Below are 25363 nucleotides of genomic sequence, written 5' to 3'. Positions count from 1 at the left end.
CACCCCGGCCACGAATGTGGGGCCGGTTGGCACGAGACGCGGTCGGCACCTGCGGGTTGCACGTGCGCCATACGCCTCAAGAATGACTGTACCGGGTCAGTCGAACGAGCGTCGACCGAAAAAGTGTTAACGCGCGGGGCGGTCTGCAACCGTTTGTAACCGGGGGCATGAGGGACGGCAGATAAGCGTCTGCCATCCGCTCAAAAATGCCGCCAGGCCTTACCAGACGGGGCAAGGCGAGCGCGCAACCTGCCAACGTTGAGAACGTCGGATTACTTGTCGACCTGCTTTTCGACCGACAGCGAGATCTCCCGCAGACGCTCGCCACGCGGCGTCATCAGGTCCTGCGCGGTGATCGTGAAATTGACCGGGCGCGCGTATTTCTTGCTCGCGCTCTGCCATTCGGCAGGCAGGCCAGCCGGGTTCGTGGTGGTCGTACGCATGGTGGTGACCCCGCGGGTGCAGCGCGCCACGTCGGTGGCGAACTTCTGCGCCTGCGTGCGCAGGTCCATCGGCGTGATCTTCTGATAATCCCAGATGCACTCGTAAGTCGGTGCCAATCCGGTCGCACGGAAAACCTTGCAGTCGCCGCCCGGGACCGAATAGGTCGCCTGATAGCTTTCGCCACGGTCGTTTTTCGCGACCAGCGGGCCGGTGAGGTCTTCAAACCCGGTTTGCGCGCTTTTCGCCAGCAGGAGGATGCCCTCGCACTGGTCGGCGGCAAATGCCGACTGTGCTGCACACAGGCATGCCAGCAAGGTCCATCGTTGTAGAGATTTCGTTGACATTATTGGAACGTTTGACTGGGGTACGGCGGCGGACGGCGTGGTTGCCATGCGGGGCTGCGCCACTTTGCGACATCGCCTGGAATGTTGCCATTAGAACGCAAACTCTGCGCCGGCGAAACCACGGTCACAAGGGAAATCGTGCGTCAATTCGAGTGCGTGTCCGCCTGATAGTTCTCGCAGGGGACGTGAGGCGCCCTCATGCAAAAAGCCGATTGGCGCCTGACGCAGACGACCTATACTCAAATCGCAGCGAAGCTGCACGGGCACGGCCGGGAACCCATCGCGGTTCAGTGTATGACGGCAATACCCCCTGGCGCCAAGTCTCCTTGGCCCATACCATGCCGCGCCGGTACACGCGGCTGGCGATGCCCCGATGGGGCCTCAACCGGCGGCTTAGCCCGCCGGTTTCCATTTGTGCCTGCCATGTTCGGGCGTTCCCTATTCAGGTTCGACTCCCCTGCCCGCGCCCTCATGTCGACGGATTAAGCGAAAGTGCGGATTTCGTCCGTCGCGCCGCTCTGCAACTATCGAATCACAAGACCAATATTCACTGGGCACTCACCTCCTGGCCGTCTGCGGAGGGTTTGTGAATATCCGTACATCGTCAGCCGTGCGCCGAGCTTCGCTCGCGTGCGCAAACACGTACGGCGAGAGGTGAGCCATGGGACACCCCACGCCACCCGGCGGTCTTCGTCCCGGAGAACCGGACCCGGCCCCTGCACGCAAGCCCACAGCGGCGAACGGTGTCGGCGCAACGTTCCTGATCGACTTCGTTCGCGGTCACGGCGGCACGCTCGCTCACGTTCTCGCGGCACTTGGCAAGTTTCGTCTGCGGCACGGTCACTGGCCGTCTCATGTCTATCTCTATCCAGAAACGCTCGCGGCGTTGGTGCAGGACCTCACGCCGCTGGGCTTCTATCGTGTCCAGCAACGACTCGACCTGACGGCCGATCTGGAGCGCGACCTGTTCTGCGCCGACGACAGCGGCAACATCGCGATCTATCGGGTGCAGGCCGTATCGGACCCGGCGAGTCTCGACGCCGCCGCAGTGTGGCTTGGGTTGATGCTGCCCGGCACCTCGGCGGCCGACGGCGGTTGACGTCGTGTCGAACGCCAGGGGACAGCGCTTTTTTACCTCCGCACCTTTTTCGCCGGAGAGATGTCATGAACCGACTTGCGATCGTTCTGGATGGTCTGATGCTGCTCTACCTCGCAGCCGCGACGGTCGTCGGCGTGCAATCGAGCGCTGCCGACGGGCACGAGTTGCTGGCCAGCGTGCTCGGGGTGCTGCTTGCGCTGTGTGTGCTTGCCGCGATCGCGGCACCGTTCTACGTCTCGCTCGTGGTGCTCATCGCCCAGTCCGAGCGCCATTTGCGTCTCGCCGCATGGCTGCATCGCATGCTGCTCTCGCTCATGATCCTGTTGACCGTCTTTTCATTGCTCGCGCATGACACGGTCGAAGTGTCGGCCCCGTTGTTCGTGCTGGTCGCGGTGGTCTGTGTCGTCAATCTCATCGCGCTGTCCCGTCGGCGCACGCACTTCGAAACGTTTCATCTGTTCGAGCATTGACCGTGCTGACTGTCGCGATCGGCCCTGCGACCTTGTCATGGCAATGTGCATCCGCCCTGACATTGACCGGGACAGCCGAGATACCGCGCACGATCGGGCGCCGCACGTCGATTTGCGAGCGGGGCGCGGGCGGTGCTAGACTGCGCGGCATGAATCGCTGGCGCAAATTCCTCGTGCTGATGCTGTTGTGCGTGACCCTGCCGTTACAGGCCATGGCGTCACTGCGCACGCATTGCACGCCGGGAACGCCTGCCGGCGCGGCGCCGATGGCAATGCAAACCGTCGCCACCGCACGCAACGACGCATCGGCCATGATGGGAATGCATCACGCCGTGACGACGGGCGACAGCGACGCGATGATGGCCGGCATGCGGCATCACAGTGATCAAAGCGGCCACGCCGTTACGATGCTCGGTGATACGCATGCGTCTTCGCCGGATTCGCAAGGCACCCAGGGCGCGCATACCCATCACACCAGTTGTTCCGCCTGTGCGGCGTGCGTCGTATGCACCGCGCTGCCGCCGAGCCTCGTAATGCGCTTGCCGGACGCACAGCCGTCCACCGCCATTCCCTTCCTTCGCACGTCGGCCACGAGTGCTATCGTCGCGGTCCTCGAACGTCCTCCCAAACACGTCGTCGCCTGACGGCCCTGCATCGGGTCGAACGTCGTATCGGCCGTTTCCCGTGCCGTATGCGTTCGCCCCGGATGCGCGCCGTCTCCGTTCCCCCGTTGGACCGACTTGACGCACTGTCGCGCGAGCGGCTTACGTGTTTGCCTATGCCCGTATGCCCGTCGCCCGTGCCATGAGTCCGTCTGCCAGATGAACGTGCGATGCCGGAACGTGCGCGAGCCAATGGCTTCATCGCGCCACACCGTCCGGCATCGCCAGCACAACGAGTCTTTCGATGACGTTTTCATGCTTACGACGGCATGCCTGGTGCATGCCGGTCGCGCTATCGCTGTGGGGTGCGAGCGCCGCGCCTGCCATCGGCGCCGAGAGCGCAACACCACCGGCGAGCGCCGCCGACCCTGCGTCCCCGGACGCACCGACGGGCCCCCTCCCTGACAACGTATTGCACGACTTCGCCCGACCGGCGTTGTCCGTCGCCACGAGCGACTGGCGCATGGTCAATGCCAGCGTGTCCGGCGCAGGACATGCGGCGATGGGCCACGCCATGCCGATGCCGTCCGCTTCCGGTTCTGCGGCATCCTCAATGTCCGGGCACGAAGCGATGGGGCATGCGATGCCGTCGAATTCCGGCGGCGCGGTGGACCCGCATGCGGGGCACAACATGCAGGGAGGCGCACGATGACGACCGCGCTGTCATTCCCACGTGCACCTTCGGTCACACGCCACGCGGCCGAACCACCAAGGCTGCGACTGCACCGACGCACGCCAATCCTCGCGGCCGCAATCACCACGCTCGCGCTATCGGGATGTGCGACGTTCAGCGACGACGGCGGCTTCAAAACCGTGGCCGACGCCACGCAGCAACGCCTCGGCAAACCCGCCGTCTGGGCCCGCGACGACGCCAGCGCACAAGCACTCGCCAAAGCGCGCGACGACCTGCTCGCAAGCCCACTCGATATCGACGCCGCCGTTCAACTCACGCTGCTCAACCATCGCGGGTTGCAGGCCACCTACGCGGAACTCGGCATTGCCGAGGCTTCGCTGGTGCAGGCGGGACGTCTTCCCAATCCACGCTTCTCGTTCCAGCGCGTTCAGGGCGGTGGCGACATCAGCATCGAACGCACATGGGGCATCGATTTCGTCCGCGTGCTGACGATGCCGCTCGCTTCTCGTGTCGAAGCGCGCCGCTTCGCGCAGGTACAGGCGCAGGTCACACAGGCCGTCGTCGAACAGGCGACGCTGACACGGCGCGCATGGATTGAAGCGGTCGCCGCACAGGAGCGCGTGCAGATCCTCGAACAAACGGGACTTGCGACGCAAGCCGCCAGCGAGCTCGCAGACGGTATGGCGCGCGCAGGCAACTTCAGCGCGATGCGCCGGACCCAAGAGAACCTTGTCTACGCCGACACAGCAGCCCGTCTCGCGCGTGCCCGCGAGCAGGCCAACACGGCGCGCGAACAACTCGCGCGACAGATGGGCTTATGGGGTCAGCAACTGCACTTCACGCTGCCCGCTCGACTCCCCGAGTTGCCTCGCACACGCCCGGCATGGCCCGACGCCGAAGCGCAGGCGATGCGTGAGCGCGCCGATATTCGCGCAGCACGCGCGGCGCTCGACGCCACCGCGAGCGACCTCGGTCTCACGCGTGTCACACGGTTCGTCAACGTGCTCGACACGGCATACCGCAACAACGGCGCGACCGGTTCGCCCAGCGAGCACGGCTATGAAATCTCGCTGGAAGTGCCGCTGTTCGACTGGGGATCGACGCGCGTGGCCGGTGCCGAAGCGCGCTACCGCCAAAGCGTGGATCGTCTCGCGGACACCGCCGTCGCGGCGCGCGCCGACGTTCGAACGCGCCGCGCCCAGACCGTCGCCGCGTGGGACATCGCCGAGCATTACCGCAAGACGATCCTGCCGATGCGCCAGCGCGTCTCCGACGAATGGCTGCTGCGCTACAACGGCATGCTTGCCAGCGTCTTCGATCTGCTGACCGACGCACGCGAACAACGCGACACGGTGCTCGCCTACATCGACGCCACGTCCGACTACTGGCTCGCCGACACGGCGTTTCGCGAGAGCGTGGGCGGAGGCGACCAATGACGTCACGCCGACGATTCCTGCGTGACGCCAGCCTCGCCGTCATGGGCGCGGCCGCCGTCGAACGCACCAGCCTTGCCGCACTGCCCGACGCCGCCACACGCGACGACGCCAGCACCGCCAAACCCCTCTCCCCGCCCAACGGGCGGCCGTACCACCCTGTCGTCACGCTCAACGGCTGGACGCTGCCCTGGCGCATGCGCAATGGCGTCAAGGAGTTTCACCTTGTCGCCGAGCCGGTCGTGCGCGAAATCGCACCGGGCATGCAGGCCAACCTCTGGGGCTACAACGGCCAGAGTCCGGGCCCGACCATCGAGGTCGTCGAGGGCGATCGTGTGCGCCTGTACGTCACCAACAAGCTTCCCGAAGCGACGAGCGTGCACTGGCACGGCCAGCGGCTGCCCAACGGCATGGACGGCGTGGCAGGCCTCAACCAGCGCGCCATTGCGCCGGGACAGACGTACGTCTACGAGTTCGAAGCCCGACGCCCCGGCACCTTCATGTATCACCCGCACGCCGACGAGATGATGCAGATGGCCATGGGCCTGATGGGCTTCTGGGTCACGCATCCGAAAGACCCGTCGTTCCTGCCGGTCGATCGCGATTACGTCTTCCTCATCAACGCCTACGCCATCGATCCCGGCACGCGTACGCCGCGCGTGAATGAGATGACGGACTTCAATCTGTGGACGTGGAACAGCCGCGCGTTTCCGGGTATCGATCCGCTCGTGGCACGTCAGGGCGACCGGGTGCGCATTCGGATCGGCAATCTCACGATGACGAATCACCCGATCCATCTGCACGGCCACGAGTTCAAGGTGACCGGCACCGACGGCGGCTGGGTGCCGCCAACGGCCCAGTGGCCGGAGGTCACGACCGATGTCGCCGTGGGGCAGATGCGCGCCATCGAGTTCGACGCCACCGAACCCGGCGACTGGGCGTTTCATTGCCACAAGTCGCATCACACGATGAACCCGATGGGCCATGACGTGCCCACCATGCTCGGCGTGAGTCAGCGCGACATCGCGGCGAAGATCGCGCGCATCATTCCCGACTACATGGCCATGGGCGAGACGGGTGCCTCGATGAACGGCATGGAGATGCCTTTGCCCGAAAACACACTGCCGATGATGACGGGCACCGGCCCATACGGCCCCATCGAAATGGGCGGCATGTTCACCACCCTCAAAGTGCGGCAGGACTGGCCGCGCGACAGTTATCGCGATCCCGGCTGGTATCGCGCGCCACCTGGCTCCGTCGCGAGTCCGTGGCAAGGCAGCACTTCAGCGTTACCCTCTACCCATCGTCAGCCTGCCCGCGCAGGCAAAACCGGAGTCAAATCATGATTCGTTCGCCCTTCACTTCGCATGCCGCTTCGCAGGTCACGTCGCGGGTCACATCGCAGGTCGCACCTCACGGCGCGTCGCAAGTTGTGCCCAACGTGCCCGACGTGACATCGCGCTTCGAACGCGGCGCCTCGTCACGCGGCAAGCGCCCCATGGCCGCGGCGCTCATCGGCGCGGCCATGCTCACGCTCGCCGGCCTCGCCACGCCCGCGTTTGCCGACGATCCCCACGCCATGCACATGCAACACAGCCACAGCGGTGAAGCGACCGCCATCGGCGAACCGGGCGACGACGCCAACGCCACGCGCACCGTAGACGTCGACATGCGCGACACGATGCGTTTCTCGCCCGCCACGCTCACCGTCAAGCGTGGCGACACGGTGCGCTTCGTGGTCACCAACAACGGCAAGATCCGTCACGAACTGACGCTGGGCACCACGGCCTCGCTCGCCGAGCACGCGAAGATGATGCAGCAGATGCCCGGCATGACCCACGCCGAGCCGAACGCCGTGACCGTCGACCCCGGTCAGAAGAAAACGCTCGTGTGGCATTTCACTCAGGCGGGAACGGTGGACTTCGCCTGTCTGGAGCCGGGCCATTTCGAAGCCGGCATGAAGGGCGTGATCAACGTGCGCTGATCGTCGGGCAACGGCGGTGCTGCCCACGCGATCCGACGTGCGGGGGTGACACCGCCAGCCAATTCACCGCCAACGCTTCACCAAGAACTTCAGCGGCCGGATGGCGAGGCGCCGCGGTTGTCGTGTCAGTCCGGGCAACGTTCGAGACCGCCACTCAACGCTTCGGTAGCATCGGCCTCGAACGCTTCCACGTCACGCACTTTCAGCAGGAGTCTCAACATGACGGCGTCATCGTAAGCGGCGTCGAGCACCTGCGCGCCGTGACGCTCCGCTAACCGGCGCAGCGTCGCCTCATGCGCGAACGTGCAGCGATATCGCGGCTCGACCGTCGGCTCGACAGCGGTGAGTGTCGCAAGCTTCAACGCTTCGCTCACCGCCTGTCCGTACGCTCGGGTCAATCCGCCGGCGCCAAGCTTGATGCCGCCGTAATAACGCACGACCACAGCGAACACGTTCGCCAGCCCCTTGTGCATGAGCACGTTGTACATCGGCTTGGCGGCGGTGCCTCCCGGCTCGCCGTCGTCGTCGAATCCCGACGCACCCTCGCACAACAGTACCCAGCAATAATGCGTGGCGTTCGGAAAGCGCACGCGCAGCGCGTCGAGTTCGCGCATGGCCGCTTCACGCGACGCCACAGGCATGACGATGCCGATAAACCGGCTCTTCCTGATATCCAGCTCGGTTTCGACCGGCGCTGCCAATGCATACATACGGGTGCCTCAGCGTCTTACAGACGCACCTCGCCGCGTGCGAGTTCGATCACATTCCCACCGACGCGGATCTCTCGATCAACCGTGACTTCCAGCGTCAGACGGCACGGACGCTCGACAGCATCGCCCTGCGACACGCGTGCGCGCACCGGCAACGGGTGTCCCTGCCCGATCAGCCAGCCGCCAAGATTCGCGCACGCCGAGCCGGTGCCCGGGTCTTCGCTCACACCGCCCCCTTGCGTGGTGAAGAAGTAGCGCGCCGTGACCTGCAATTCGTCGCCCGACCGGTCGTCGATGGAGAAGACATAGCCGGTCTTGCGCTCCAGACTCGACAGCGGCCAGCGTTCCAGCTTCGCGCTGTCCGGCTGGGCTCGGGCCACGGCCTCGGCGTTACGCACCGGAATCAGCAACTGGTCGGCGCCCGTGTCGACCCATTGCGGGGACTGCGCCAGATCGTCACGGGTCAGGCGCACGAGCGCGGCGATGTCCGAGTCCGCTTCGTGCGCCTTCGCGATCTTGGGCTCGCCCGTCGACGGCGCCGTCAGCGTCCAGTGATCGCCCTTCGCCTGTACCGGCACCAGACCCGCCGCAAACTGGAGCACAACCTTATCGCCCAGGTTGCGAATGGCGCGCAGTACGTGCGCCGTGCCGAGCGTCGGGTGGCCCGCAAAGCGCATCTCGTAGCCGGGGGTGAAGATCCGCACGTGGGCGTCGGCCGTCTCCGAGGGCAGGATGAATGTCGTCTCGGAGAGATTGAACTGGCGCGCAAGCAATCGCATCTCGTCGTCGCTCATGCCGCGTGCGTCCTCAAACACGCACAACGGATTGCCGCCGAAGGTGGATTCGGCGAAGACATTGACGATACGGAAGGCGTAACTGCGGCTCATGACGATGCTCCAGTAAAGCGTGGATCGGACGGGTGGCGCAGCCCTCACACCTCGTAAGCATGAGCGGCTGCCGATGAATCAGCCTTGCCTGCCGTCTCGCTGGCCGGCCGGCTGACCTTTCGAATGAAGGTTCGTAGTCTCGCACATCAAGGCAAGGCGCGCGCACCGTTGTCTGAGCTTTCACCGGCTTTCAGCCTGTTGCACCCCACTGCCTAAGAATCCTCTGTCCCCTCCTCGGAAATTCGGCTGAAAATGGCCTCATCCGATTGTCATCTAAAAAAGGACAATTATTCTCAATTCAAGCAGATTGTAGTTTTCAACGGGGACTCTAAAATGTCATTCATCGAGGCCAACCAAGCCTCTTAACGACACAATGTAGACAGGAGCCCATCATGCTGGACATCAGAAAAGCCACCGACCGAGGCGTTGCCGACCATGGCTGGCTGAGCTCGCGCCACACGTTTTCGTTCGCGAATTATTACGATCCGAAGCAAGTCGGTTTCTCCGACCTGCTGGTGATCAACGACGACCGCGTGGCGCCGGCACAGGGCTTCGGCAAGCATCCGCACCGCGACATGGAGATCTTTTCGTACGTGCTCGAAGGCGCGCTCGAACATAAGGACACCATGGGTACGGGATCGGTGATCGAGCCGGGCGACGTGCAGTTGATGAGCGCCGGACGCGGTGTGGCGCATAGCGAGTTCAACCACTCGCCCACGTCGCCGGTGCACTTCCTGCAAATCTGGATCGTGCCGAACCAGACGGGCATCGCCCCCGAGTATCAGCAACAACGCTTTACGCCGGAAGAAAAGCGCGGCCAGCTGCGCAAGATCATCTCGCCGGACGGCAGCGACAACTCGCTGCACATCCATCAGGATGCGCGCGTGTATGCCGGGTTGTTCGACGGTGACGAGTCGGCCACGCTGACGCTCGCACCGAACCGCTACGCCTACGTGCATGTTGCACGCGGCAGCGTCAGTGTGAACGGCGTAGCGCTGGGTGAGGGCGATGGTGTGCGGGTGCGTGACGAAACCGCGCTCACGATCGCCAACGGCAACGATGCCGAAGTGCTCGTGTTCGATCTTCGTCCGGTGGAAACGCCTGACTTCTAAGGCGGCGCGACAGCGTTAAAGCGAGTTAATGCGAAATGCGAGGCAACTCGCAACCCGTGGACGCGGCGTACGGTAGCTTCCCTACGTGCGCCGCCCCTCGGACACCGCCTTCCCTCGGTGTCCACGCGGCTGGTACCTCACGGTGCCGGCCGCACTTTTTTGTGCCGACGCAGGATGTCGGCATGTCTCGAACGCATCGGCGCGCGAACGACAAGCGCACCGTCAGCGCTCACCGCTCAGGCGCCTCGCATCGACAGCGAGCAGGCGTCGCCACGCGCGTCGCGGCTGACCGTCACGCGCGAGAGTCCTACGAGATGCGGCGCAAGCGCGCGCCAGATAAAAGCGCAGAGATTTTCCAGCGTCGCCGGCCCGAGCCCGGCAACATCGTCGAGCAGCCGATGATCGAGACGCTCGCTCACGCGAGAGAGCGCCACGTCGAACTGCGCGAGATCGAGCACCATGCCCGACTCACCGATAGGCGAGCCCGTGACCTCGACCGTCGCACGGTAACTGTGGCCGTGGATGCGGCGACTCGCGTCCATGCTCGGCGGGTCGATGTCGCGCCGGTTCAACGTGTGCGCCGCTTCGAAAACGAAGCTGCGCGACAACGTGAACTGCGCGCGTGCCTCGGGCGACACCTGCGCGCGCGAGCGGCCCTGCGCCGTTCGGCTCAGCGCGCGCGCACGTTCTCCTCGTTCCGCTGGCTGGGTCTGAGCCTTCGCTGAACTCGCACGACTCATGCGCCAACGCCCGCCGGGTCCGCGACGCTGCTCGGCTCGTCATCCATTTCCAGCGGCAACGCGTGCGCGGCGTCGCGCCAGGCGGTGTCGCCCTGCGCGAGTTCGACGACACTCAGGCGGCAAGCCTGAAACGCCTTCTCGATGGCGTCGCGATCGAGATCGCGCCCGATGAACACCACTTCGTTGATGCGGTCGCCCCAAGGCGTTTCCCAATTGGCTTCGATGGCGGTTCGCTGCGGATCGCCAGCCGGCGGCCAATGCTCCGGATCGGCCGCCGCCCACCACTGGCCGACGGCTTCGAGCGTGGCCGTATTGCCCGCACGCGAATACGCCAGCGCCCACGCCGGACGATTCACCGCCCAGACGTAGCCCTTCGCACGAATCAGGCCATCGAACGGCATCGACATGAACGACGCGAAGCGCGCCGGATGCATCGGCTCACGCTGACGCAGCACGAAGCTCGTCACACCGTAGGTATCGGCTTCGGAATCGTGTTCGCCCACCAGCGCCTGCGCCCAACCGGCCATCTGTTCGGCGCGATCCGGATCGAAGCGCCCGGTGCCGAGCACTTCGCTCAGCGGCACTTGTCCGCGCTCGCCGAGCACGATTTTGGCCGTCGGGTTCAGACCGGTGATCAGCGCCTTGACGGCATCGAGTTGCAGCGCGTCGACGCAATCGACCTTGCTCACCACGACCACGTCGGCGAATTCAATCTGCTCGGTCAGCAACTCGGCGAGACGTCGTTCGTCTTCGTCGCCGGCGACTTCGCCGCGTTGCGCGAGCGTGTCCAGACCGTTGAAGTCCTGAAGCACGTGCAGCGCGTCGACGACCGTCACCATCGTGTCCAGACGTGCGACGTCGGCCAGCGACTGGCCTGCTTCGTCACGAAATTCGAACGTCGCCGCCACCGGCATCGGCTCTGCGATCCCCGTCGACTCGATGAGCAGATAGTCGAAGCGGCCGTCCTGCGCGAGTTCGCGCACAGCGATCAGCAAGTCCTCGCGCAACGTGCAGCAGATGCAACCATTACTCATCTCGACGAGACGCTCCTCGGTGCGCGAAAGCGCCGCCCCGGCGTTGATCGCCCCGCGCTCGACGAACGAGGCATCGATGTTGACCTCGCTCATGTCGTTCACGAGAACGGCTACGCGCAGGCCGTCGCGATTGCGCAGCACGTGATTGAGCAGCGTGGTTTTGCCGGCACCGAGGAATCCGGAGAGCACGGTCACGGGCAGACGGCGATCGGCGTCGCCGGTTGGGCCATTCCGGTCGGTCTGGCCAGCGGGGGTGAGCGGGAGAGTCATGACAACAAAATCCTGTGTTCTGGGGGCAGGCTTTCGCCCGAAGGATGCGCACCGACGGCCCATCCCCGAGGATGGTCTCGCCGCACCGGGGCCTGGGAAGACCGGTGCACCAAGTCGTGACGCCGTTGGCGCGCGCCGTCGGGGGGACCGGCACAGCGTCACACCATCGCGGGCGCGTCGGCGCGCATTCGTGGCGATGCCAGCCAATCACCGGACATCGCATGGCGGATGAGGACCGCACATTTCTCTACATGCAACACAGTTGCAATATTGCGCGATGATACGGCGAGCCCTCCGATTTTGCAACTCAGTTGCACATAACCGACACGTCAGCGACATTTCCTCTCCCGACGGGGGCGAAGTTCGCCTCCTGAAACGCCGCGGCGCGGCGCGACACTTTGCCGCGCGGGCGCATCACGGCTGGAACCCGCGCGTCGCTGCGCCGGTCTGCAAGGTCTGCGATACTGCGCAGGCAGTGCGGCGGGTGCGTTCGACACGAAGGCCCCACGCGCTGCCGGGCCGCGATGTCAGCGCCCCCGACGTCCTTTCGGTGATGTCTCAGCGCTGATGTCTGGTCGCTGGTGCCTCACCGATGACGTCTTACCGATCTCTTCGCGACCTCTCCGATCTATTTGTCTCGACTCGAATCCGATATGCGTACTTCCAACCTCGCTTCCCACGATGCTCACCCTGCCCCGGCGCTGCGTACCGACGGCCGACTGCGTCGTGTCGTCCAGGGCCTCGCCGTGGCGGCCGCCATCGGCCTGACCGGTCTCTCGCAGGGGGCATGGGCGCACGCGCACATCGCGTCGAGCGAGCCCGCCGCGCAAGCCACGGTCGAGGCGCCGAAAGTGGTGCGTGTGACGTTCGACTCGGCGCTCGAAGGCGCGCTCTCGAAACTCACCGTCGTCGATGCGAAGGGCAAGTCAGTGACCGACGCCAAGCCCGAACTCGACGCGGCCCGCAAGACGCTTACGCTCGCCATCCCCGCCCTGTCGGCCGGTGACTATCAGGCGAACTGGGTCGCCGTGGCCAGCGACGGCCATCGCACGCAGGGCACCTTCAAGTTCACCGTGAAGTGATGTCGGCGGATCTGGCTGCCGGGACGTGGCAACCCGCAACGGCGGGTCTGCTCAATCTCGCGCTGGCGCTCGCCCTCGGCGTGTTGCTGCTGCGCAGCCCGCACGCCGTGCGACGCGGGCTCACCGTGCGCGTACTCCCCGCTTTCGCGGCGGGGCTGGCCGTGCTCGCGTGGCTGGCCTACGTGCTCGCGAGCACCGAAGCGATGACCGGTGGGGACTGGGAAACGTCGTCCGCCATGGCCGCCGACGTGTGGCTGGTCCTCACACAATCGCATTTCGGCCGCGCGCAATGGGTCGCGGGCCTCGGCGCCGCTCTGCTGTGTGCAGGCGCATGGGCGTGGTACGACGCGCGACGCCGGCTGCGTGCCGTCATGCCCATCGCAGACGACCCGCGCGACCGGCACCACCGTCGCGAACATCTTCAGGAACGTTATGCACGGTGGGTCTATGCCGCTGGCGCCGTGATCCTTGCGCTGGCGCGGGCAAGCACCGGGCATGCGGCCGATGCGTCGATGCCGTGGCTTGCCATCGGCATTCACACGCTTCACGTTGCGGCGGCAGCGTCGTGGACCGGTGCGCTGCTCGTCGCCGGATGCGCGATTCCGGGCTGGCGTCACTGGCCCGTGGGCGCACGGGCGGCGTACGGCGACCGGCTGTCGTCCGTGGCAACACTGGCGATGGTCGTCGCGCTGGTGACGGGGGCGTTCAATGCATGGCGAACGCTCGGCGAGAACGCCTCGTTATGGTTTTCGGCGCAGAATGCTCCCTATCTGGCATGGCTCGTGACGAAGCTCGTGCTCGTCGCCTGTGCCGCCTTGCTGGGGGCGTGGAACCGCTGGCACTTTCTGCCGCGCCTGGCGCTCGATACCGGCGAGACACCGCTCGACACGTCAGCCTTCGCACGCGTGGTGGCCATCGAAGCCCTCGTGCTGGTGATGGTGATGAGTCTGGCCGCGAAGCTCGGCACGACCATGCCGCCCGGCGTCTGACCCCGGGGTGCGACGTCATGCGTCGAATTCAATAGCAAGAAACGGAGCGCAGCACGGCGACCCACTCCCTAGACTGAAGGCTCGTCATCAGTCCTCGGGAGATCCTCGCGATGCAACCTCATCCTATGACCGCCAAACGTCCGTCGATGCCACGTAGCGACACCGCAGGTCCGCGTCAGGTGGGCGCCGACGGACGTCGTGCATCCGACGCTCACCGCTACGCCACCAACGACGCCAGATGGGCCGCCGTCGTGGCACGCGACAAGCAGGCGGACGGCGAATTCTTCTACTCCGTGCGCACGACCGGCGTGTACTGCCGCCCGTCGTGCGGTGCACGGCTCGCGCGGCGCGAAAACGTGGCATTCCACGCGGATATGGCGGCGGCCGAACAGGCGGGCTTTCGTCCCTGCAAGCGATGCAAGCCGGATCAGGGCGCGCTCGATGCGCGTCACGCCGCGCTGGTGACCGCCGCCTGCCGTCAGATCGAAACGGCCGACGTGCCGCCGACGCTGGAGACGCTTGCAGCACAGGCCGGTCTCAGCCCGCACTACTTCCATCGTCTGTTCCGTTCGGTGACGGGCGTGACGCCTCGCGCCTACGCCAATGCGCGTCGCGCCGAGCGCGTGCGCGATGCATTGCCTGCCGCCCAGAGCGTGACGTCGGCCTACTACGACGCAGGGTTCAACTCCAACGGCCGCTTCTACGCCAGCGCCGATGCTCTGCTCGGCATGAAGCCCGCCGCGTTCCGCGCCGGCGGCAAGGCCGAATCGATTCGCTTCGCCGTGGCGCAATGCTCGCTCGGCGCGCTACTGGTCGCCGCGACCTCACGCGGTCTGTGCGCGATATCGCTCGGCGACGATCCCGAAGCGCTCGTGCGCGAATTGCAGGATCGCTTCCCGAAGGCCGAGCTGGTCGGCGCCGACGCCGAGTTCGAGCGCTGGGTCGCGCAGGTCGTGGGCTTCGTGGAGTCGCCTCACGTCGGTCTGTCGCTGCCGCTCGATGTGCGCGGCACGGCCTTCCAGCAACGCGTCTGGCAAGCCCTGCGCGACGTGCCCGCCGGCGAGACGGCCAGCTACGCGCAGATCGCCGAGCGCATTGGATCGCCTCGGGCCGTGCGTGCGGTGGCACAGGCCTGTGCGTCGAACACGCTGGCCGTGGCGATTCCGTGCCATCGGATCGTGCGCAACGACGGCGCGCTCTCCGGATATCGTTGGGGCGTCGAGCGCAAACGGGCGTTGCTCGCGCATGAGCACGATGAACGCGATGAACACGGCGACGTCACCGCCGAGGTGAAGCTGTGAGCGATCGCGTGCCGTCGCTCGACTGGGCCGCGCTCGAAGACGAACTCAACGGCTTTGGCGCGGCGCGCATTCCCGGCTTGCTGAGCGGGCAGGAGTGCGACGCGCTTAGCGAGATGTACGGCAACCCAAACGGGCAGCATGGACGAAGCAGTACCGCGCCGACATCCGAGCGCTTTCGCAGCCGGATCGTGATGGCGCGTCACGGCTTCGGGCAAGGCGAGTATCAGTACTTCGCTTACCCGCTGCCGCCGCTCGTCGCCGGGTTGCGCGAAGCGTTTTACGCGCCGTTGCGCGAGATCGCCCATCGCTGGCATAAGGCGATGGGCATCGAAACCCGCTATCCCGCAACGCATCGCGCCTACCTAGAACAGTGTCACGACGCCGGACAGCGCCGCCCCACGCCGCTGCTGTTGCGTTACGAAGCGGGCGACTACAATTGCCTGCATCAGGACCTCTATGGGGATCACGTCTTCCCGTTGCAGGTGGCGATTCTGCTGTCGCAGCCCGGCGTAGATTTCACGGGTGGCGAGTTCGTGCTGACGGAGCAACGTCCGCGCATGCAGTCGCGCGCCGAAGTCGTGCCGCTCACGCAAGGCGACGCCGTCGTGTTCGCCGTGCATCACCGGCCGGTCAATGGCACGCGCGGTGTGTACCGCGTCAACATGCGGCACGGCGTGAGTCGCGTGCGCAGTGGCCTGCGTCATACGCTGGGCGTGATCCTGCACGACGCGACGTGACTTGCCGCCCATCGATGTCTACGAAAGCCCCGCAGCCCCCAATGAAGTGACATGACGCTCGACCTCTTCGGCAACGACGCCACCGACGCCACCGCCCCCAACGCCCCGAAAGCCGACGAACTCGGTCCGGGCGCGTTCGTGCTGCGCGGCTTCGCGCGCTCGCATCTGACGACATTGCACGCGGATATCGATGGTGTGATCGCGCAGGCGCCGTTGCGTCACTGGCTGACGCCGGGGGGCAAGCGGATGTCGGTCGCAATGACCAATTGCGGGGAAGTGGGATGGATCAGCGACAAGATGGGATATCGCTACGGCACGCACGATCCGCTCTCGAAGCAGCCGTGGCCGTCGATGCCGGCATCGTTCGTCGATCTGGCGCGTGAGGCTTCGGAAGCGGCCGGTTACCGTGATTTCGCGCCGGACGCGTGCCTCATCAACCGCTATACGCTCGACGCGCGTCTCACGCTGCATCAGGACCGCGACGAACGCGAGCTGGGCACCCCCATCGTGTCGGTGTCGCTCGGGTTGCCGGCCGTCTTCCTGTGGGGCGGGCTGCAACGCAGCGACCGGACGCGCCGCGTGCGGCTGGAGCCGGGCGACGTCGTCGTGTGGGGTGGCCCGTCGCGACTCGTCTACCACGGCATTGCCAGCGTCGAAGGCAGCTTCGACGCGCAAGCGGTGCGCTACAACCTCACATTCCGGCAGGCGCGCTGATTCCACCGGGCACCGGGCATCGGCGTGCGCTGCCGTCACTGCTGTGGCGTCGAAGGCTTCCGACGTTCAGTACCCGACCGTAAAGCGGGCACGCGGGTGCTGGTTCTTCTCGAGTTCGTCGACCAGCGCGATCGCGTAGTCTTCCATCGAAATCCAGCTCTTGCCGTTGGCGTCGACGAGCAGACCGTCCGCACCGATGCGGAACTTGCCCGTGCGCTCGCCCGGTTCGAAGAGCGCAGCCGGCGACAGGAACGTCCAGTTCAGCGGCGAGTCCTTCGGCTCGGCGCGCAGCACTTGCAGGAACGCGCGGCCAGCGCTCGCTTCCGGTTTGTATGCCTCCGGGAATTCCGGCGTATCGATCAGTGCCTTGCCCGGCGCGATCTCCAGACTGCCTGCACCGCCTACGACCAGCAGACGCGGCACACCGGCGCGCTTGACGGCGTCGATGAGCTTGGCGGCGTCCATCGAGACGAAGCGCCCGGCGCTGATGACAGCGTCATGCCCGGCGAGCAGCGGCGCGAGCGACGACGGATCGGCAGCGTCGCCCTTGACCACGGTGAGGCCTTTTTCGGCTTCGACGCGCTCGGGATTACGCGCGATCCCCGTGACGGTGTGACCACGTTGCAGCAGTTCTTCGGCAACGCGCGTACCGACGCGGCCGGTGATACCAATCAAAGCGACTTTCATCAGGACTCTCCTGGAGGTGAGGGGGTGTTCGAAATGCGAATGCAGAGCGAATGCGGTAAGACGGCGCGCGCCGCGACTCAGATCGCGCAGCCTTCGGGGCCGCACTGCGGCAATCCGTCTGCGGTCCCGGCAGTGGTATGGGTCGCCGCGGCCGCTTGAATGGCGAGCAGGCGCTCACGAAGCGCATCCCGCCACGCGTCCGGCTGGCCGAGGTAGCGGCCCGGTTCGAGCCGCTCCCACTGACCGTCGGTCTCCAGCGCAAACGTCGGGAAGCCGCTGCCCCCGACACGGCCGAGCAGAGCACGGCTGTCGCGGAAGTGCTGCATGAGGGTCGCGGCACCCTGTTCGTCGAACGCCTTCGCGAAAGCCTCGCGATCCAGTCCGAGGTCAGCGGCAAGGTCGACGAGCACATCGCGATCGGCAATGCGTTTGCCGTCAACGTAATGGGCGCGCTGGACCGTCGCGAACATGTCGAGGCCGCGCCCCGCAAGCGCTTCGCCAGCCAGCACGGCCGCCGTGGGCGGTGCGGAGTCGAACACGGCCGTGCCGTCGCGCAACAGCCCTTCGAAGTAGGCATCGCCGAACGGCTGGCCGGTGAGCGCCGCGATCCGGTGATCGTGCGGCATGACGTAATTGCGCAGTTGCGGCGTGACCGGCTGAACGTTCGGGCCGGCCATCATGCCGCCGCCGTGAAACGCGACGTCCAGTCCGGCGACGTCACGCGCAGCGCGCACCAGCGGCGCAGCGGCGTAGCACCAGCCGCACAACGGGTCGGCAATGTAATGCAGAGTGGCTTTGGGCATTTCAGGGTGTCCTCGGTGATGCAGCGCCGCCATCGCATGTCAGACACGACATGCACGACCGGTTCGGCGCGTTCCATGAGTGCCATCGTAGTCGCGCCACTCGCGCAAAAAAAGCCCATAATGACGATCACTTTGTTGCATCGATCGAGCAAATCATGGACCGTCTGACTGCGATGCGGGTCTTCACCGAAGTGGCTGAGCGCGGCTCGCTCACGGCGGCGGCACAGCGTCTCGATATGTCGCGCGCGATGGTCTCGCGCTATCTGGCCGAACTCGAAGCGTGGCTCGGCACGCGTTTGCTGCACCGGACCACGCGGGCCGTGAGTCTCACCGACGCCGGCAACGACGCCCTGCCGCGCTGCCGCGAGATGCTGGGCATCGCCGACGATCTGGCTTGCGCATCGAACGCCGACAGCACGCCGCGAGGCCTGTTACGCGTGGCGTGCAGCACATCGCTCGGGCAGGCGTTTCTGGCGGCGGCCGTCACGCGATTCATCGTCCGGCATCCGGGCGTGGCCATCGATCTCGTGGTGGCAGACCGCACGGTCGATCTGGTCGACGAGCGCATCGATCTCGCGATCCGTGTCACGTCGGAGCCGTCTCCCGGTCTCATCGCCCGCAAGCTGGCGACCTGCCACTCGGTGGTGTGCGCGGCGCCGTCCTACCTTCAGCGTCACGGCACACCCGAGCGCGCCGAAGACCTCGCGCTTCACAACTGTCTCACGTACACCTACTTCGGCAAGAGCCTCTGGCAATTCACACACAACGGCGCACCGCTCGGCGTGCCCGTGGGCGGCAATCTGTCAGCCAATGAAGTGAACGTGGTGTTTGCCGCGACGCTCGCGGGCGCGGGTATCTCGATGCAGCCGGTGTACTCGGCGCTGCCGCATCTGCGCGACGGCACGCTGCGTGCACTGCTGCCCGACTACGTGCCGCGCGAGATGACCGTCTACGGCGTGTACATCTCCCGCAAGCAGATGCCGAGCGCCCTGCGCGCATTGCTCGACGATCTGGTCGAACAATTCCAGACGGGATTGTTCGAGGACACGGGGTATCCGGGCCGTCAGGCCGCGCCGTCGGCCTGATCGGTACACGCGACCTCCCTGCCAGGTTTCGCTCTGCGTGACGCGGTGACGATGTCACCGAAACGTCACAATTCCCGCGTACAAACGTCGCTTGCCTCGCCCGCCCCGGGCAAGCTGACGATGTGGCGCGCGCCGCCTTTCGGCCCGTTGTCCGTCAGTCCTTGCCGCCCGGTCGCGGACGCTCACGCGCGCCCCACTGCCCGACACGTCAAACAAGGACATCATGACGCACGACACCACACCCCAGCCGCACGATCCCTCGGTCGACACCGATCTCTCGCACGAAGACGATCCGACGAACCCGTCGCGCCGCCGCATCCTTCAGGGACTGGCCGCTATCAGCGCTGCCGGCGCGGCCGGGGCCACGCTGAGCGGCTGCGCAGCGGAAGGCGGTGCCGGTGCGCCGACGGCCGTTGCGGCCGGCGGTACGTTCGACGCCCAGCTCAAGGCGAACGTCAAGACGGTCGTCGTGATCTATCTCGAGAACCGCAGCTTCAACAACCTGTTCGCCGACTTCCCCGGTCTGGAGAAGCCCCTGTCGAAGGTTGCCGCGTCGGCCTACACGCAGCTCGATCGCGACGGCAAGACGCCGATGTCGCTGCTGCCTCCGGTCTTCGACGGCCTCGTGCCGCGCTCGCAGATGATCGGCGGCAAGAAGTATCACATCGGTGAGAAGGACATCGCCCGTCAACCGAACGCGCCGTTCATGCTCAAGGACACCGAGGGCAAGCTGCTGCCGGAGTCGGTCATCACGCGCGACCTGTGGCATCTGTTCTGGCAGAACCAGATGCAGATCAACGACGGCGCGAACAACCAGTTCGCCGCCTGGGCCGACTCGGGCGGCCTCGTGATGGGTTACTACGGCGAGACGGCCAAGACGCTCGACATGTACAAGATCGCGCAGCAGTACACGATGTGCGACAACTTCTTCATGGCGGCTTTCGGCGGCTCGTTCCTGAACCACCAGTTCCTCGTGACGGCACGCCCGCCGGTATATCCGAACGCCGCGCAAAGCCCGGCCAGGGACAAGATCGCCATGCTGGCCGACGGCCCGCAAGGGGTGCGTCTGGCGGTGGCGCCGGACTCGCCGGCCTCGGCGGCCGACGGCAAGCCGAAGTTCGTGCGCGACGGGGCCATCACGCCGGACAACTACGCGGTGAACACGATGATGCCGGCGTACCAGCCGTCGCCGGTCAAGCCTGCGGCCTCGGGCGACAAGCATCTGGCCGATCCGTCGAACCCGTCGACGCTGCCGCCGCAGAATTACGCGACCATCGGCGATCTGCTCTCGAACAAGGGCGTGTCGTGGGCCTGGTACGCGGGGGCATGGCAGTCGGCGCTCGATCACAAGGGCGGTGCGGACAAGCCGAACTTCCAGTACCACCATCAGCCGTTCAACTACTTCGCCCAGTTCGCACCGGGCACGGCAGCACGCGAGACGCACCTGCGCGATGGCGGTGAAGGCGACAGCCCGATCTCGAACAAATTCATCGCCGACGCGATTGCCGGCAAGCTGCCTGCCGTCACGTTCTACAAGCCGCAGGGCAACCTGAACCAGCACGCCGGGTATTCGGACGTGGAGTCGGGCGACCAGCACGTGGCAAACGTGCTCGCGCACCTGATGAAGTCGCCGCAGTGGAACAACATGGTGGTCGTGATCACGTACGACGAGAACGGCGGCTGGTGGGATCACGTCGCGCCGCCGAAAGGCGACCGCTGGGGTCCGGGCTCGCGCATTCCGGCCATGGTGGTCTCGCCGTTCGCCAGGCGTGGCGTCGTCGATCACACGTTCTACGACACGACGTCGATCCTGCGCTTCGTCACGCGTCTGCATGACCTGCCGACGCTCGAAGGCATTGCCTACCGTAACGCGGCCTTCGCCGCACGCGGTACGAACCCGCCGGGCGATCTGACGAAGACGCTGGCGTTTGGTTGATGGCCGGATGACGATAGCGCGATAACGATCTCATCGCGCTTCATCGCGCTTCGCATGACGCAAGAAGGGCACCTTCGGGTGCCCTTTTTTTGCCGTCGGTGGAAACGTTACGCGCCGCTCAACCCTGCTCGTCGAGTTCGTCCGAGCGCAGCAGCAGTTTGTCGAGCAGACGTTCGTACACGCGCATCTCGTCGTCCGAGAGGGCGTCGAACAGTTGCTCGTAATGTGCGCGGGCGGCGTCGATCACCACGCGCCAGACACGTTCGCCCTCGAGGGTCAGCGTAACTTTGACCGCGCGACCGTCGTGATCGTCCGGTGCACGCCGCACCAACCCGCGAGTGACCAGCCCGTCGGCGCCACGGCTCGCCTGACTCTTGTCCAGATTCGCGCGACGCGCCAGTTCCGAATTCGACAACGCCCCTGCCGACCCCACGGCCGCCAGCACGCGCGATTCCGCCAGACTGAGTTGCGCGCCGTCCGCGTACGACTGCGAGATGCGCCGATCGTGCTGCTTCATCAGACGGTGCATCTTGTACGTCAGGAACTGGTCGAGCGATTTGTGGGATGGCCGCATTTCAGTGTTTTCCCCTAGACGAAATGGGTCGATATTTGGTTGCGAACGCAACCTTAGCACACTAGAATTGTTGCGTTAGCAACCAAAACTCGTAAAGCTCGATGACGCCGTGCGTCATTCGCGCGTGATGTTTGCGCCCCTGCGTCGCGCTCGCGTCGGCAAGGGATCCGCAGCCCGTGCGCCGAGCCATTTTCCGGCTGCCGCATCATGCATAAACCAGAGACCACCCCGCGCGCGTCGCTTTATCACGCGTATCGCGTCTATCCCCATTTCTATCCGCGCGCTGCCACACAGAGCGACGCGCCAACGGTGCCCGTCACCATCGTCGGCGGCGGTCCCATCGGCATGGTCACGGCCCTTGCGCTCGCGCGTCACGGCGTGCGCTGCGTCGTGCTGCAGGCGGAGCAGCAGGTCTCGGAAGGCAGCCGCGCCATCGTCTTTACGCGTCGCTCGCAGGAGATTCTGCAAGCGGTCGGGGTGGCGGATGCCGTCGTCGCCAACGGGCTGCCCTGGACCAGCGGCAATTCGTACTACCGCGGCCAGCGCGTGTTCCGCATGGAATCGCCGGTCGACGAAGACGACCGCTTCGCGCCGCTCATCAACCTGCAACAGAATGTACTCGAGAGCTATCTGGTCGACGCGATCGAGCGCGAACCGCTCGTGGAGATTCGCTGGGGCAACAAGCTCGTGGGCCTTACCCCGGTCGCTCAGGACGATGGCAGTGAAGGCGGCGTGGTGCTGCAAATCGACACCCCCGAGGGCGAGTACACGCAACACACCGCGTGGCTCGTGGCGGCCGACGGCGCGCGCTCGACGGTGCGCACCGCGCTCGGCCTGCGCTTCGAAGGCGCGAGCTACGAGGGACGCTTCGTCATCGCCGACATTCGCATCGACCTCGATCTACCGACGGAGCGCCTTGCCTACTTCGCACCCGACTGGAATCCCGGCAACACGGTGCTGATGCATCGCGAGCCGGGCGGCATCTGGCGCGTGGACTATCAGTTGCCGGTCGACGAGACGTCCGAACACGCACTGCAACCCCAGACGATTCGCGAGCGCATCAACGCGCAACTGGACATGATGGGCCTCGGCGGCAAGCCGTGGGACCTCGACTGGTGCTCGGTGTATTCGGCCCGCGCGCTCACGCTTCCCGATTACGTCCACGGCCACATCCTTTTCGCGGGCGACGCCGCGCACCTGCTGCCGATCTTCGGTGTACGCGGCGCGAACACCGGCTTTCAGGACGCCATCGATCTGTCGTGGAAACTGGCAGCGGTCGTCAAGGGCGCGGCCCCTGAACCGCTGCTGGCGTCGTACACGCACGACCGTGTGGGTGCCGCGCGCGAGATCATTGCGGAAGCCGGCAAGAGCACCCGCTTCATGACGCCGCCCTCGCACGGTTTCCGGGTGCTGCGCGACGCCGTGCTCGACCTCTCGCTCGATCATGAATTCGTACGTCCGCTGTTTCATTGGCGCACGTCGCGCGCGCACGACTATCGCGACTCGCCGCTCAACAGCCCGAGCGACGACAACGCGACGATGGCGGCAGGCCCCACAGTCGGCGCGCCGGCCCCCAACGTGAAACTCGGCGATAACGACTATTTCTACGATCACCTTGGTGCAGCCTTCCATCTGGTGAGGTTCGGCGACCAGCCGCTCGACGACACGCTCCGTCAGGAAGTCGTGACGTGGCGCGAGCGCGGCGTGCCGGTGCAAGTCGTTGCCTTCGCGCTGTCGCAACACAGCGTCGCCGGTGCCGATCTGACGTTGCCGGACCCGGCGGGCCACGCGGCCGCGAAATACGGTGCAGAGGACGGCACGACGTACCTCGTGCGCCCCGATCACCACATCTGCGCCCGCTGGCTGAAGCTCGACGCGACACGTCTGGCCGATGCCCTCGCGCACGCGACGGCGCGCGTCTGATCGACGACGTCACCGGCTCGTCGCTCCATCGCGCTCCATCGCGCTACATAGCGCTACGTGAACTGCATTTAGGGAAGCCCTGTCATGACCGCCCAACAAACCGCCATCGCCGGCCTCGAAGACATCTACGACACGCTCGCGCTGGCGATCGATGCCGCGCCGGAAGCCAAACGCGAGTTGCTGCTCGCGAAAGTCGTCCTGCTGCTGGCCAACGAGATTCGCGATCCGCAGCGCGTGATCTCGCTTATCGAGCAGGCCGCCGCGCAGGCGTAGGCGTTCGCCGAGAAGCAGACGCTGGGCGCAATGATCGAGCGCGATCGCGTTGCGGCCGTCTCATGACTGGCGGGATGATGCGTGGCAGTCATCATTCCGGGCCATAATGCGCGAATGTTGGGAAGACGGCGTTCGAGAGGATCGAAAGCGTCTTCGCCTCCACACACATTTGTCTTCGCGTCCAAGGAACCCTTTCATGCCAGTGACAACGCCCGTGGCCGCTCAAGGCCCCACGCTCGTCGTACTGATCGACGCCGATAACGCCGCGCCCGCCATCGTCGAAGGCCTGCTCACCGAAGTTGCCAAATACGGCGTCGCGAGCGTCAAGCGCATTTACGGCGACTGGACGAAACCGAATCTCGACGGCTGGAAGAAATGCCTGCTCGAATATTCGATTCAACCGATTCAGCAATTTCGCTACACCGTCGGCAAGAACGCCACCGACAGCGCCATGATCATCGACGCGATGGATCTGCTCTACACCGGGCGCTTCGACGGCTTCTGTCTCGTGTCCAGCGACAGCGATTTCACACGGCTCGCATCGCGCATCCGTGAGCAGGGGCTGATCGTGTACGGCTTCGGCGAACGCAAGACCCCGCAGCCCTTCGTCACCGCGTGCGACAAGTTCATCTACACGGAATTGCTGCGCCAGGACGATGAGCCTGACGATGACGAAGCCCCCACGCCACGCAAGCGCCGCAGCGCGTCCGAACTCAAACGCGACACGCGACTGGTGCGACTGCTGCGCAATGCGGTGACCGCCGTCTCCGACGAAGACGGCTGGGCAAGCCTCGGCTCCATCGGCAGCCACATCGCCAAGCAGGCCCCGGACTTCGACGCGCGCAACTACGGCTTCGGCAAACTCAGCGACCTCGTGGCGACCACCGGATTGTTCGACGTGGAGCAACGCTCGGGCAGCGGCAGCAACAAGGGGATCTGGGTGCGCATCAAGCCGAAGCGCAACGGGCCGGTCGCAGCGCCGCTCGCGACGGTCGACACGTCCGGGACGAGGGAGTCGAGGGAACCCATCGCACCAAAGGAGCCCTCACCCATGAAGCCGACGGAAGGCAGCGAGGCAACGAAAGAGATAACGAAAAGGCGCACGCGGAGCACGCGGGCCAAGTCGACGAAGCCAGCGAAGCCGCCCAAGCGCGGCGAATGAGCATCGCACCCACTTTTTTCAGGAATTTCTCGCGAAACGCTTGCCAGCTTCTGAAATTCACCCTATACTCGCGGTCTTTCTAGGCTCGTAGCTCAGTTGGTTAGAGCACCACCTTGACATGGTGGGGGTCGTTGGTTCGAATCCAATCGAGCCTACCAACGAACAAAAAGCAAAAGGCGTCCGCGTTCTCGCGTGACGCCTTTTGTTTTTTCTGCGACGGATATGCCGATCGTCAGACCGATCATCACGCACTTCAGCGCGCCTCGGTCACCTC

25 protein-coding genes, 1 tRNA gene and 1 pseudogene are annotated in these 25363 nt (G+C 65.5%); 19 read left to right on the top strand and 8 right to left on the bottom strand.

The window, feature by feature from the left end:
• Nucleotides 1–272: 272 nt before the first annotated feature.
• On the bottom strand, nucleotides 273–836 hold the full coding sequence (locus PCA20602_RS09000; protein WP_150720915.1) for a hypothetical protein: 564 nt from the start codon (nucleotides 834–836) through the stop codon (nucleotides 273–275).
• Between the two features lie 613 nt (nucleotides 837–1449).
• Between PCA20602_RS09000 and PCA20602_RS08995 the strand changes: the two genes are divergently transcribed.
• From PCA20602_RS08995 to PCA20602_RS08965, 7 genes are all read left to right on the top strand, one after another.
• Nucleotides 1450–1887, top strand: coding sequence for a hypothetical protein (locus tag PCA20602_RS08995; protein WP_150720914.1), 438 nt, complete (start codon nucleotides 1450–1452; stop codon nucleotides 1885–1887).
• A 65-nt stretch (nucleotides 1888–1952) separates the two neighbouring features.
• Nucleotides 1953–2357 carry a hypothetical protein gene (locus tag PCA20602_RS08990; RefSeq protein ID WP_150720913.1) on the top strand — a complete coding sequence of 135 codons (405 nt, stop codon included), beginning with the start codon at nucleotides 1953–1955 and terminating at the stop codon, nucleotides 2355–2357.
• A 149-nt stretch (nucleotides 2358–2506) separates the two neighbouring features.
• Nucleotides 2507–3001, top strand: a complete 495-nt coding sequence (locus tag PCA20602_RS08985) for a hypothetical protein (protein ID WP_150720912.1) — start codon at nucleotides 2507–2509, stop codon at nucleotides 2999–3001.
• 262 nt (nucleotides 3002–3263) lie between these two features.
• The gene (locus tag PCA20602_RS08980; RefSeq protein WP_150720911.1) at nucleotides 3264–3671 is read left to right on the top strand and encodes a hypothetical protein; all 408 of its coding nucleotides are present in this window, start codon (nucleotides 3264–3266) and stop codon (nucleotides 3669–3671) included.
• Nucleotides 3668–5089: a TolC family protein gene (locus PCA20602_RS08975; RefSeq protein WP_150720910.1), complete on the top strand. Its 1422-nt coding sequence runs from the start codon at nucleotides 3668–3670 to the stop codon at nucleotides 5087–5089. Before PCA20602_RS08980 ends, PCA20602_RS08975 begins: the two co-directional genes overlap by 4 nt.
• Nucleotides 5086–6432: a multicopper oxidase family protein gene (locus tag PCA20602_RS08970; protein ID WP_150720909.1), complete on the top strand. Its 1347-nt coding sequence runs from the start codon at nucleotides 5086–5088 to the stop codon at nucleotides 6430–6432. The genes PCA20602_RS08975 and PCA20602_RS08970 overlap by 4 nt, the downstream gene beginning before the upstream one ends.
• Entirely contained in the window at nucleotides 6429–7070 is a 642-nt protein-coding gene (locus PCA20602_RS08965) for a cupredoxin domain-containing protein (protein ID WP_246182092.1), read from the top strand. The genes PCA20602_RS08970 and PCA20602_RS08965 overlap by 4 nt, the downstream gene beginning before the upstream one ends.
• Before the next feature lie 125 nt (nucleotides 7071–7195).
• Here the strand turns inward: PCA20602_RS08965 and PCA20602_RS08960 are convergent, their stop codons facing one another.
• Together PCA20602_RS08960 and PCA20602_RS08955 are read right to left on the bottom strand one after the other, a co-directional pair.
• A complete protein-coding gene (locus PCA20602_RS08960; RefSeq protein ID WP_150720908.1) occupies nucleotides 7196–7780 on the bottom strand; it encodes an IMPACT family protein in 585 nt (194 codons plus the stop codon).
• A gap of 17 nt (nucleotides 7781–7797) precedes the next feature.
• Nucleotides 7798–8667 carry a PhzF family phenazine biosynthesis protein gene (locus PCA20602_RS08955; protein WP_150720907.1) on the bottom strand — a complete coding sequence of 290 codons (870 nt, stop codon included), beginning with the start codon at nucleotides 8665–8667 and terminating at the stop codon, nucleotides 7798–7800.
• Between the two features lie 392 nt (nucleotides 8668–9059).
• Here PCA20602_RS08955 and PCA20602_RS08950 point away from each other — a divergent pair, with 392 nt between their 5' ends.
• Nucleotides 9060–9779, top strand: coding sequence for a pirin family protein (locus tag PCA20602_RS08950; protein WP_069343246.1), 720 nt, complete (start codon nucleotides 9060–9062; stop codon nucleotides 9777–9779).
• A gap of 236 nt (nucleotides 9780–10015) precedes the next feature.
• On the opposite strand, the gene PCA20602_RS08945 is transcribed toward PCA20602_RS08950, so the two are convergent.
• Complete coding sequence (locus tag PCA20602_RS08945) at nucleotides 10016–10519, bottom strand: 6-pyruvoyl trahydropterin synthase family protein (RefSeq protein WP_150720906.1); 504 nt, start codon at nucleotides 10517–10519, stop codon at nucleotides 10016–10018.
• Nucleotides 10516–11823 carry a GTP-binding protein gene (locus PCA20602_RS08940; RefSeq protein ID WP_150720905.1) on the bottom strand — a complete coding sequence of 436 codons (1308 nt, stop codon included), beginning with the start codon at nucleotides 11821–11823 and terminating at the stop codon, nucleotides 10516–10518. The genes PCA20602_RS08945 and PCA20602_RS08940 overlap by 4 nt, the downstream gene beginning before the upstream one ends.
• Before the next feature lie 653 nt (nucleotides 11824–12476).
• On the opposite strand from PCA20602_RS08940, the gene PCA20602_RS08935 reads away from it, so the two are divergent.
• The 5 genes from PCA20602_RS08935 (at nucleotide 12477) to alkB (ending at nucleotide 16646) form a co-directional block, all read left to right on the top strand.
• On the top strand, nucleotides 12477–12905 hold the full coding sequence (locus PCA20602_RS08935; RefSeq protein WP_150720904.1) for a copper resistance CopC family protein: 429 nt from the start codon (nucleotides 12477–12479) through the stop codon (nucleotides 12903–12905).
• Nucleotides 12905–13894, top strand: coding sequence for a copper resistance D family protein (locus PCA20602_RS08930; RefSeq protein WP_150720903.1), 990 nt, complete (start codon nucleotides 12905–12907; stop codon nucleotides 13892–13894). The genes PCA20602_RS08935 and PCA20602_RS08930 overlap by 1 nt, the downstream gene beginning before the upstream one ends.
• Before the next feature lie 110 nt (nucleotides 13895–14004).
• Nucleotides 14005–15195 carry a bifunctional DNA-binding transcriptional regulator/O6-methylguanine-DNA methyltransferase Ada gene (ada, locus tag PCA20602_RS08925; protein ID WP_150720902.1) on the top strand — a complete coding sequence of 397 codons (1191 nt, stop codon included), beginning with the start codon at nucleotides 14005–14007 and terminating at the stop codon, nucleotides 15193–15195.
• On the top strand, nucleotides 15192–15932 hold the full coding sequence (locus PCA20602_RS08920) for a 2OG-Fe(II) oxygenase (protein WP_150720901.1): 741 nt from the start codon (nucleotides 15192–15194) through the stop codon (nucleotides 15930–15932). Before ada ends, PCA20602_RS08920 begins: the two co-directional genes overlap by 4 nt.
• Nucleotides 15933–15983: 51 nt before the next feature.
• Nucleotides 15984–16646 carry a DNA oxidative demethylase AlkB gene (alkB, locus tag PCA20602_RS08915; protein WP_150720900.1) on the top strand — a complete coding sequence of 221 codons (663 nt, stop codon included), beginning with the start codon at nucleotides 15984–15986 and terminating at the stop codon, nucleotides 16644–16646.
• 66 nt (nucleotides 16647–16712) lie between these two features.
• Here alkB and PCA20602_RS08910 read toward each other — a convergent pair whose 3' ends face one another.
• Nucleotides 16713–17333 (bottom strand): NAD(P)-dependent oxidoreductase, encoded by a 621-nt coding sequence (locus PCA20602_RS08910; protein ID WP_150720899.1) that lies wholly within the window; start codon nucleotides 17331–17333, stop codon nucleotides 16713–16715.
• Nucleotides 17334–17410: 77 nt separating this feature from the next.
• The gene (locus PCA20602_RS08905) at nucleotides 17411–18136 is read right to left on the bottom strand and encodes a DsbA family protein (RefSeq protein WP_150720898.1); all 726 of its coding nucleotides are present in this window, start codon (nucleotides 18134–18136) and stop codon (nucleotides 17411–17413) included.
• A 155-nt stretch (nucleotides 18137–18291) separates the two neighbouring features.
• Here PCA20602_RS08905 and PCA20602_RS08900 point away from each other — a divergent pair, with 155 nt between their 5' ends.
• Both PCA20602_RS08900 and PCA20602_RS08895 read left to right on the top strand, forming a co-directional pair.
• Complete coding sequence (locus PCA20602_RS08900) at nucleotides 18292–19221, top strand: LysR family transcriptional regulator (RefSeq protein WP_069344668.1); 930 nt, start codon at nucleotides 18292–18294, stop codon at nucleotides 19219–19221.
• Nucleotides 19222–19444: 223 nt separating this feature from the next.
• A complete protein-coding gene (locus PCA20602_RS08895) occupies nucleotides 19445–21157 on the top strand; it encodes an acid phosphatase (RefSeq protein ID WP_150720897.1) in 1713 nt (570 codons plus the stop codon).
• A gap of 118 nt (nucleotides 21158–21275) precedes the next feature.
• On the opposite strand, the gene PCA20602_RS08890 is transcribed toward PCA20602_RS08895, so the two are convergent.
• On the bottom strand, nucleotides 21276–21731 hold the full coding sequence (locus PCA20602_RS08890; RefSeq protein ID WP_150720896.1) for a MarR family winged helix-turn-helix transcriptional regulator: 456 nt from the start codon (nucleotides 21729–21731) through the stop codon (nucleotides 21276–21278).
• Nucleotides 21732–21938: 207 nt separating this feature from the next.
• On the opposite strand from PCA20602_RS08890, the gene PCA20602_RS08885 reads away from it, so the two are divergent.
• The 4 genes and pseudogenes from PCA20602_RS08885 (at nucleotide 21939) to PCA20602_RS08870 (ending at nucleotide 25247) form a co-directional block, all read left to right on the top strand.
• The gene (locus tag PCA20602_RS08885) at nucleotides 21939–23654 is read left to right on the top strand and encodes an FAD-dependent monooxygenase (protein WP_150720895.1); all 1716 of its coding nucleotides are present in this window, start codon (nucleotides 21939–21941) and stop codon (nucleotides 23652–23654) included.
• Between the two features lie 84 nt (nucleotides 23655–23738).
• Entirely contained in the window at nucleotides 23739–23927 is a 189-nt protein-coding gene (locus PCA20602_RS08880) for a DUF2783 domain-containing protein (RefSeq protein WP_150720894.1), read from the top strand.
• A 196-nt stretch (nucleotides 23928–24123) separates the two neighbouring features.
• A pseudogene (locus tag PCA20602_RS08875) lies at nucleotides 24124–24880 on the top strand (NYN domain-containing protein); the annotation flags it as partial.
• 290 nt (nucleotides 24881–25170) lie between these two features.
• Nucleotides 25171–25247 (top strand) — tRNA-Val (locus PCA20602_RS08870).
• Nucleotides 25248–25363: the final 116 nt, after the last annotated feature.

The organism is Pandoraea capi (genome assembly GCF_902459735.1).
GTDB classification, from domain to species: domain Bacteria; phylum Pseudomonadota; class Gammaproteobacteria; order Burkholderiales; family Burkholderiaceae; genus Pandoraea; species Pandoraea capi.
This window is presented reverse-complemented; position numbering and strand designations above follow the sequence as displayed.

Bases quoted from the DNA above. Each gene is read 5' to 3' on its own strand.
- PCA20602_RS09000 (WP_150720915.1), bottom strand. From the start codon at position 836: ATGGCAACCACGCCGTCCGCCGCCGTACCCCAGTCAAACGTTCCAATA.
- PCA20602_RS08995 (WP_150720914.1), top strand. From the start codon at position 1,450: ATGGGACACCCCACGCCACCCGGCGGTCTTCGTCCCGGAGAACCGGAC.
- PCA20602_RS08990 (WP_150720913.1), top strand. From the start codon at position 1,953: ATGAACCGACTTGCGATCGTTCTGGATGGTCTGATGCTGCTCTACCTC.
- PCA20602_RS08985 (WP_150720912.1), top strand. From the start codon at position 2,507: ATGAATCGCTGGCGCAAATTCCTCGTGCTGATGCTGTTGTGCGTGACC.
- PCA20602_RS08980 (WP_150720911.1), top strand. From the start codon at position 3,264: ATGACGTTTTCATGCTTACGACGGCATGCCTGGTGCATGCCGGTCGCG.
- PCA20602_RS08975 (WP_150720910.1), top strand. From the start codon at position 3,668: ATGACGACCGCGCTGTCATTCCCACGTGCACCTTCGGTCACACGCCAC.
- PCA20602_RS08970 (WP_150720909.1), top strand. From the start codon at position 5,086: ATGACGTCACGCCGACGATTCCTGCGTGACGCCAGCCTCGCCGTCATG.
- PCA20602_RS08965 (WP_246182092.1), top strand. From the start codon at position 6,429: ATGATTCGTTCGCCCTTCACTTCGCATGCCGCTTCGCAGGTCACGTCG.
- PCA20602_RS08960 (WP_150720908.1), bottom strand. From the start codon at position 7,780: ATGTATGCATTGGCAGCGCCGGTCGAAACCGAGCTGGATATCAGGAAG.
- PCA20602_RS08955 (WP_150720907.1), bottom strand. From the start codon at position 8,667: ATGAGCCGCAGTTACGCCTTCCGTATCGTCAATGTCTTCGCCGAATCC.
- PCA20602_RS08950 (WP_069343246.1), top strand. From the start codon at position 9,060: ATGCTGGACATCAGAAAAGCCACCGACCGAGGCGTTGCCGACCATGGC.
- PCA20602_RS08945 (WP_150720906.1), bottom strand. From the start codon at position 10,519: ATGAGTCGTGCGAGTTCAGCGAAGGCTCAGACCCAGCCAGCGGAACGA.
- PCA20602_RS08940 (WP_150720905.1), bottom strand. From the start codon at position 11,823: ATGACTCTCCCGCTCACCCCCGCTGGCCAGACCGACCGGAATGGCCCA.
- PCA20602_RS08935 (WP_150720904.1), top strand. From the start codon at position 12,477: ATGCGTACTTCCAACCTCGCTTCCCACGATGCTCACCCTGCCCCGGCG.
- PCA20602_RS08930 (WP_150720903.1), top strand. From the start codon at position 12,905: ATGTCGGCGGATCTGGCTGCCGGGACGTGGCAACCCGCAACGGCGGGT.
- ada (WP_150720902.1), top strand. From the start codon at position 14,005: ATGCAACCTCATCCTATGACCGCCAAACGTCCGTCGATGCCACGTAGC.
- alkB (WP_150720900.1), top strand. From the start codon at position 15,984: ATGACGCTCGACCTCTTCGGCAACGACGCCACCGACGCCACCGCCCCC.
- PCA20602_RS08910 (WP_150720899.1), bottom strand. From the start codon at position 17,333: ATGAAAGTCGCTTTGATTGGTATCACCGGCCGCGTCGGTACGCGCGTT.
- PCA20602_RS08905 (WP_150720898.1), bottom strand. From the start codon at position 18,136: ATGCCCAAAGCCACTCTGCATTACATTGCCGACCCGTTGTGCGGCTGG.
- PCA20602_RS08900 (WP_069344668.1), top strand. From the start codon at position 18,292: ATGGACCGTCTGACTGCGATGCGGGTCTTCACCGAAGTGGCTGAGCGC.
- PCA20602_RS08895 (WP_150720897.1), top strand. From the start codon at position 19,445: ATGACGCACGACACCACACCCCAGCCGCACGATCCCTCGGTCGACACC.
- PCA20602_RS08890 (WP_150720896.1), bottom strand. From the start codon at position 21,731: ATGCGGCCATCCCACAAATCGCTCGACCAGTTCCTGACGTACAAGATG.
- PCA20602_RS08885 (WP_150720895.1), top strand. From the start codon at position 21,939: ATGCATAAACCAGAGACCACCCCGCGCGCGTCGCTTTATCACGCGTAT.
- PCA20602_RS08880 (WP_150720894.1), top strand. From the start codon at position 23,739: ATGACCGCCCAACAAACCGCCATCGCCGGCCTCGAAGACATCTACGAC.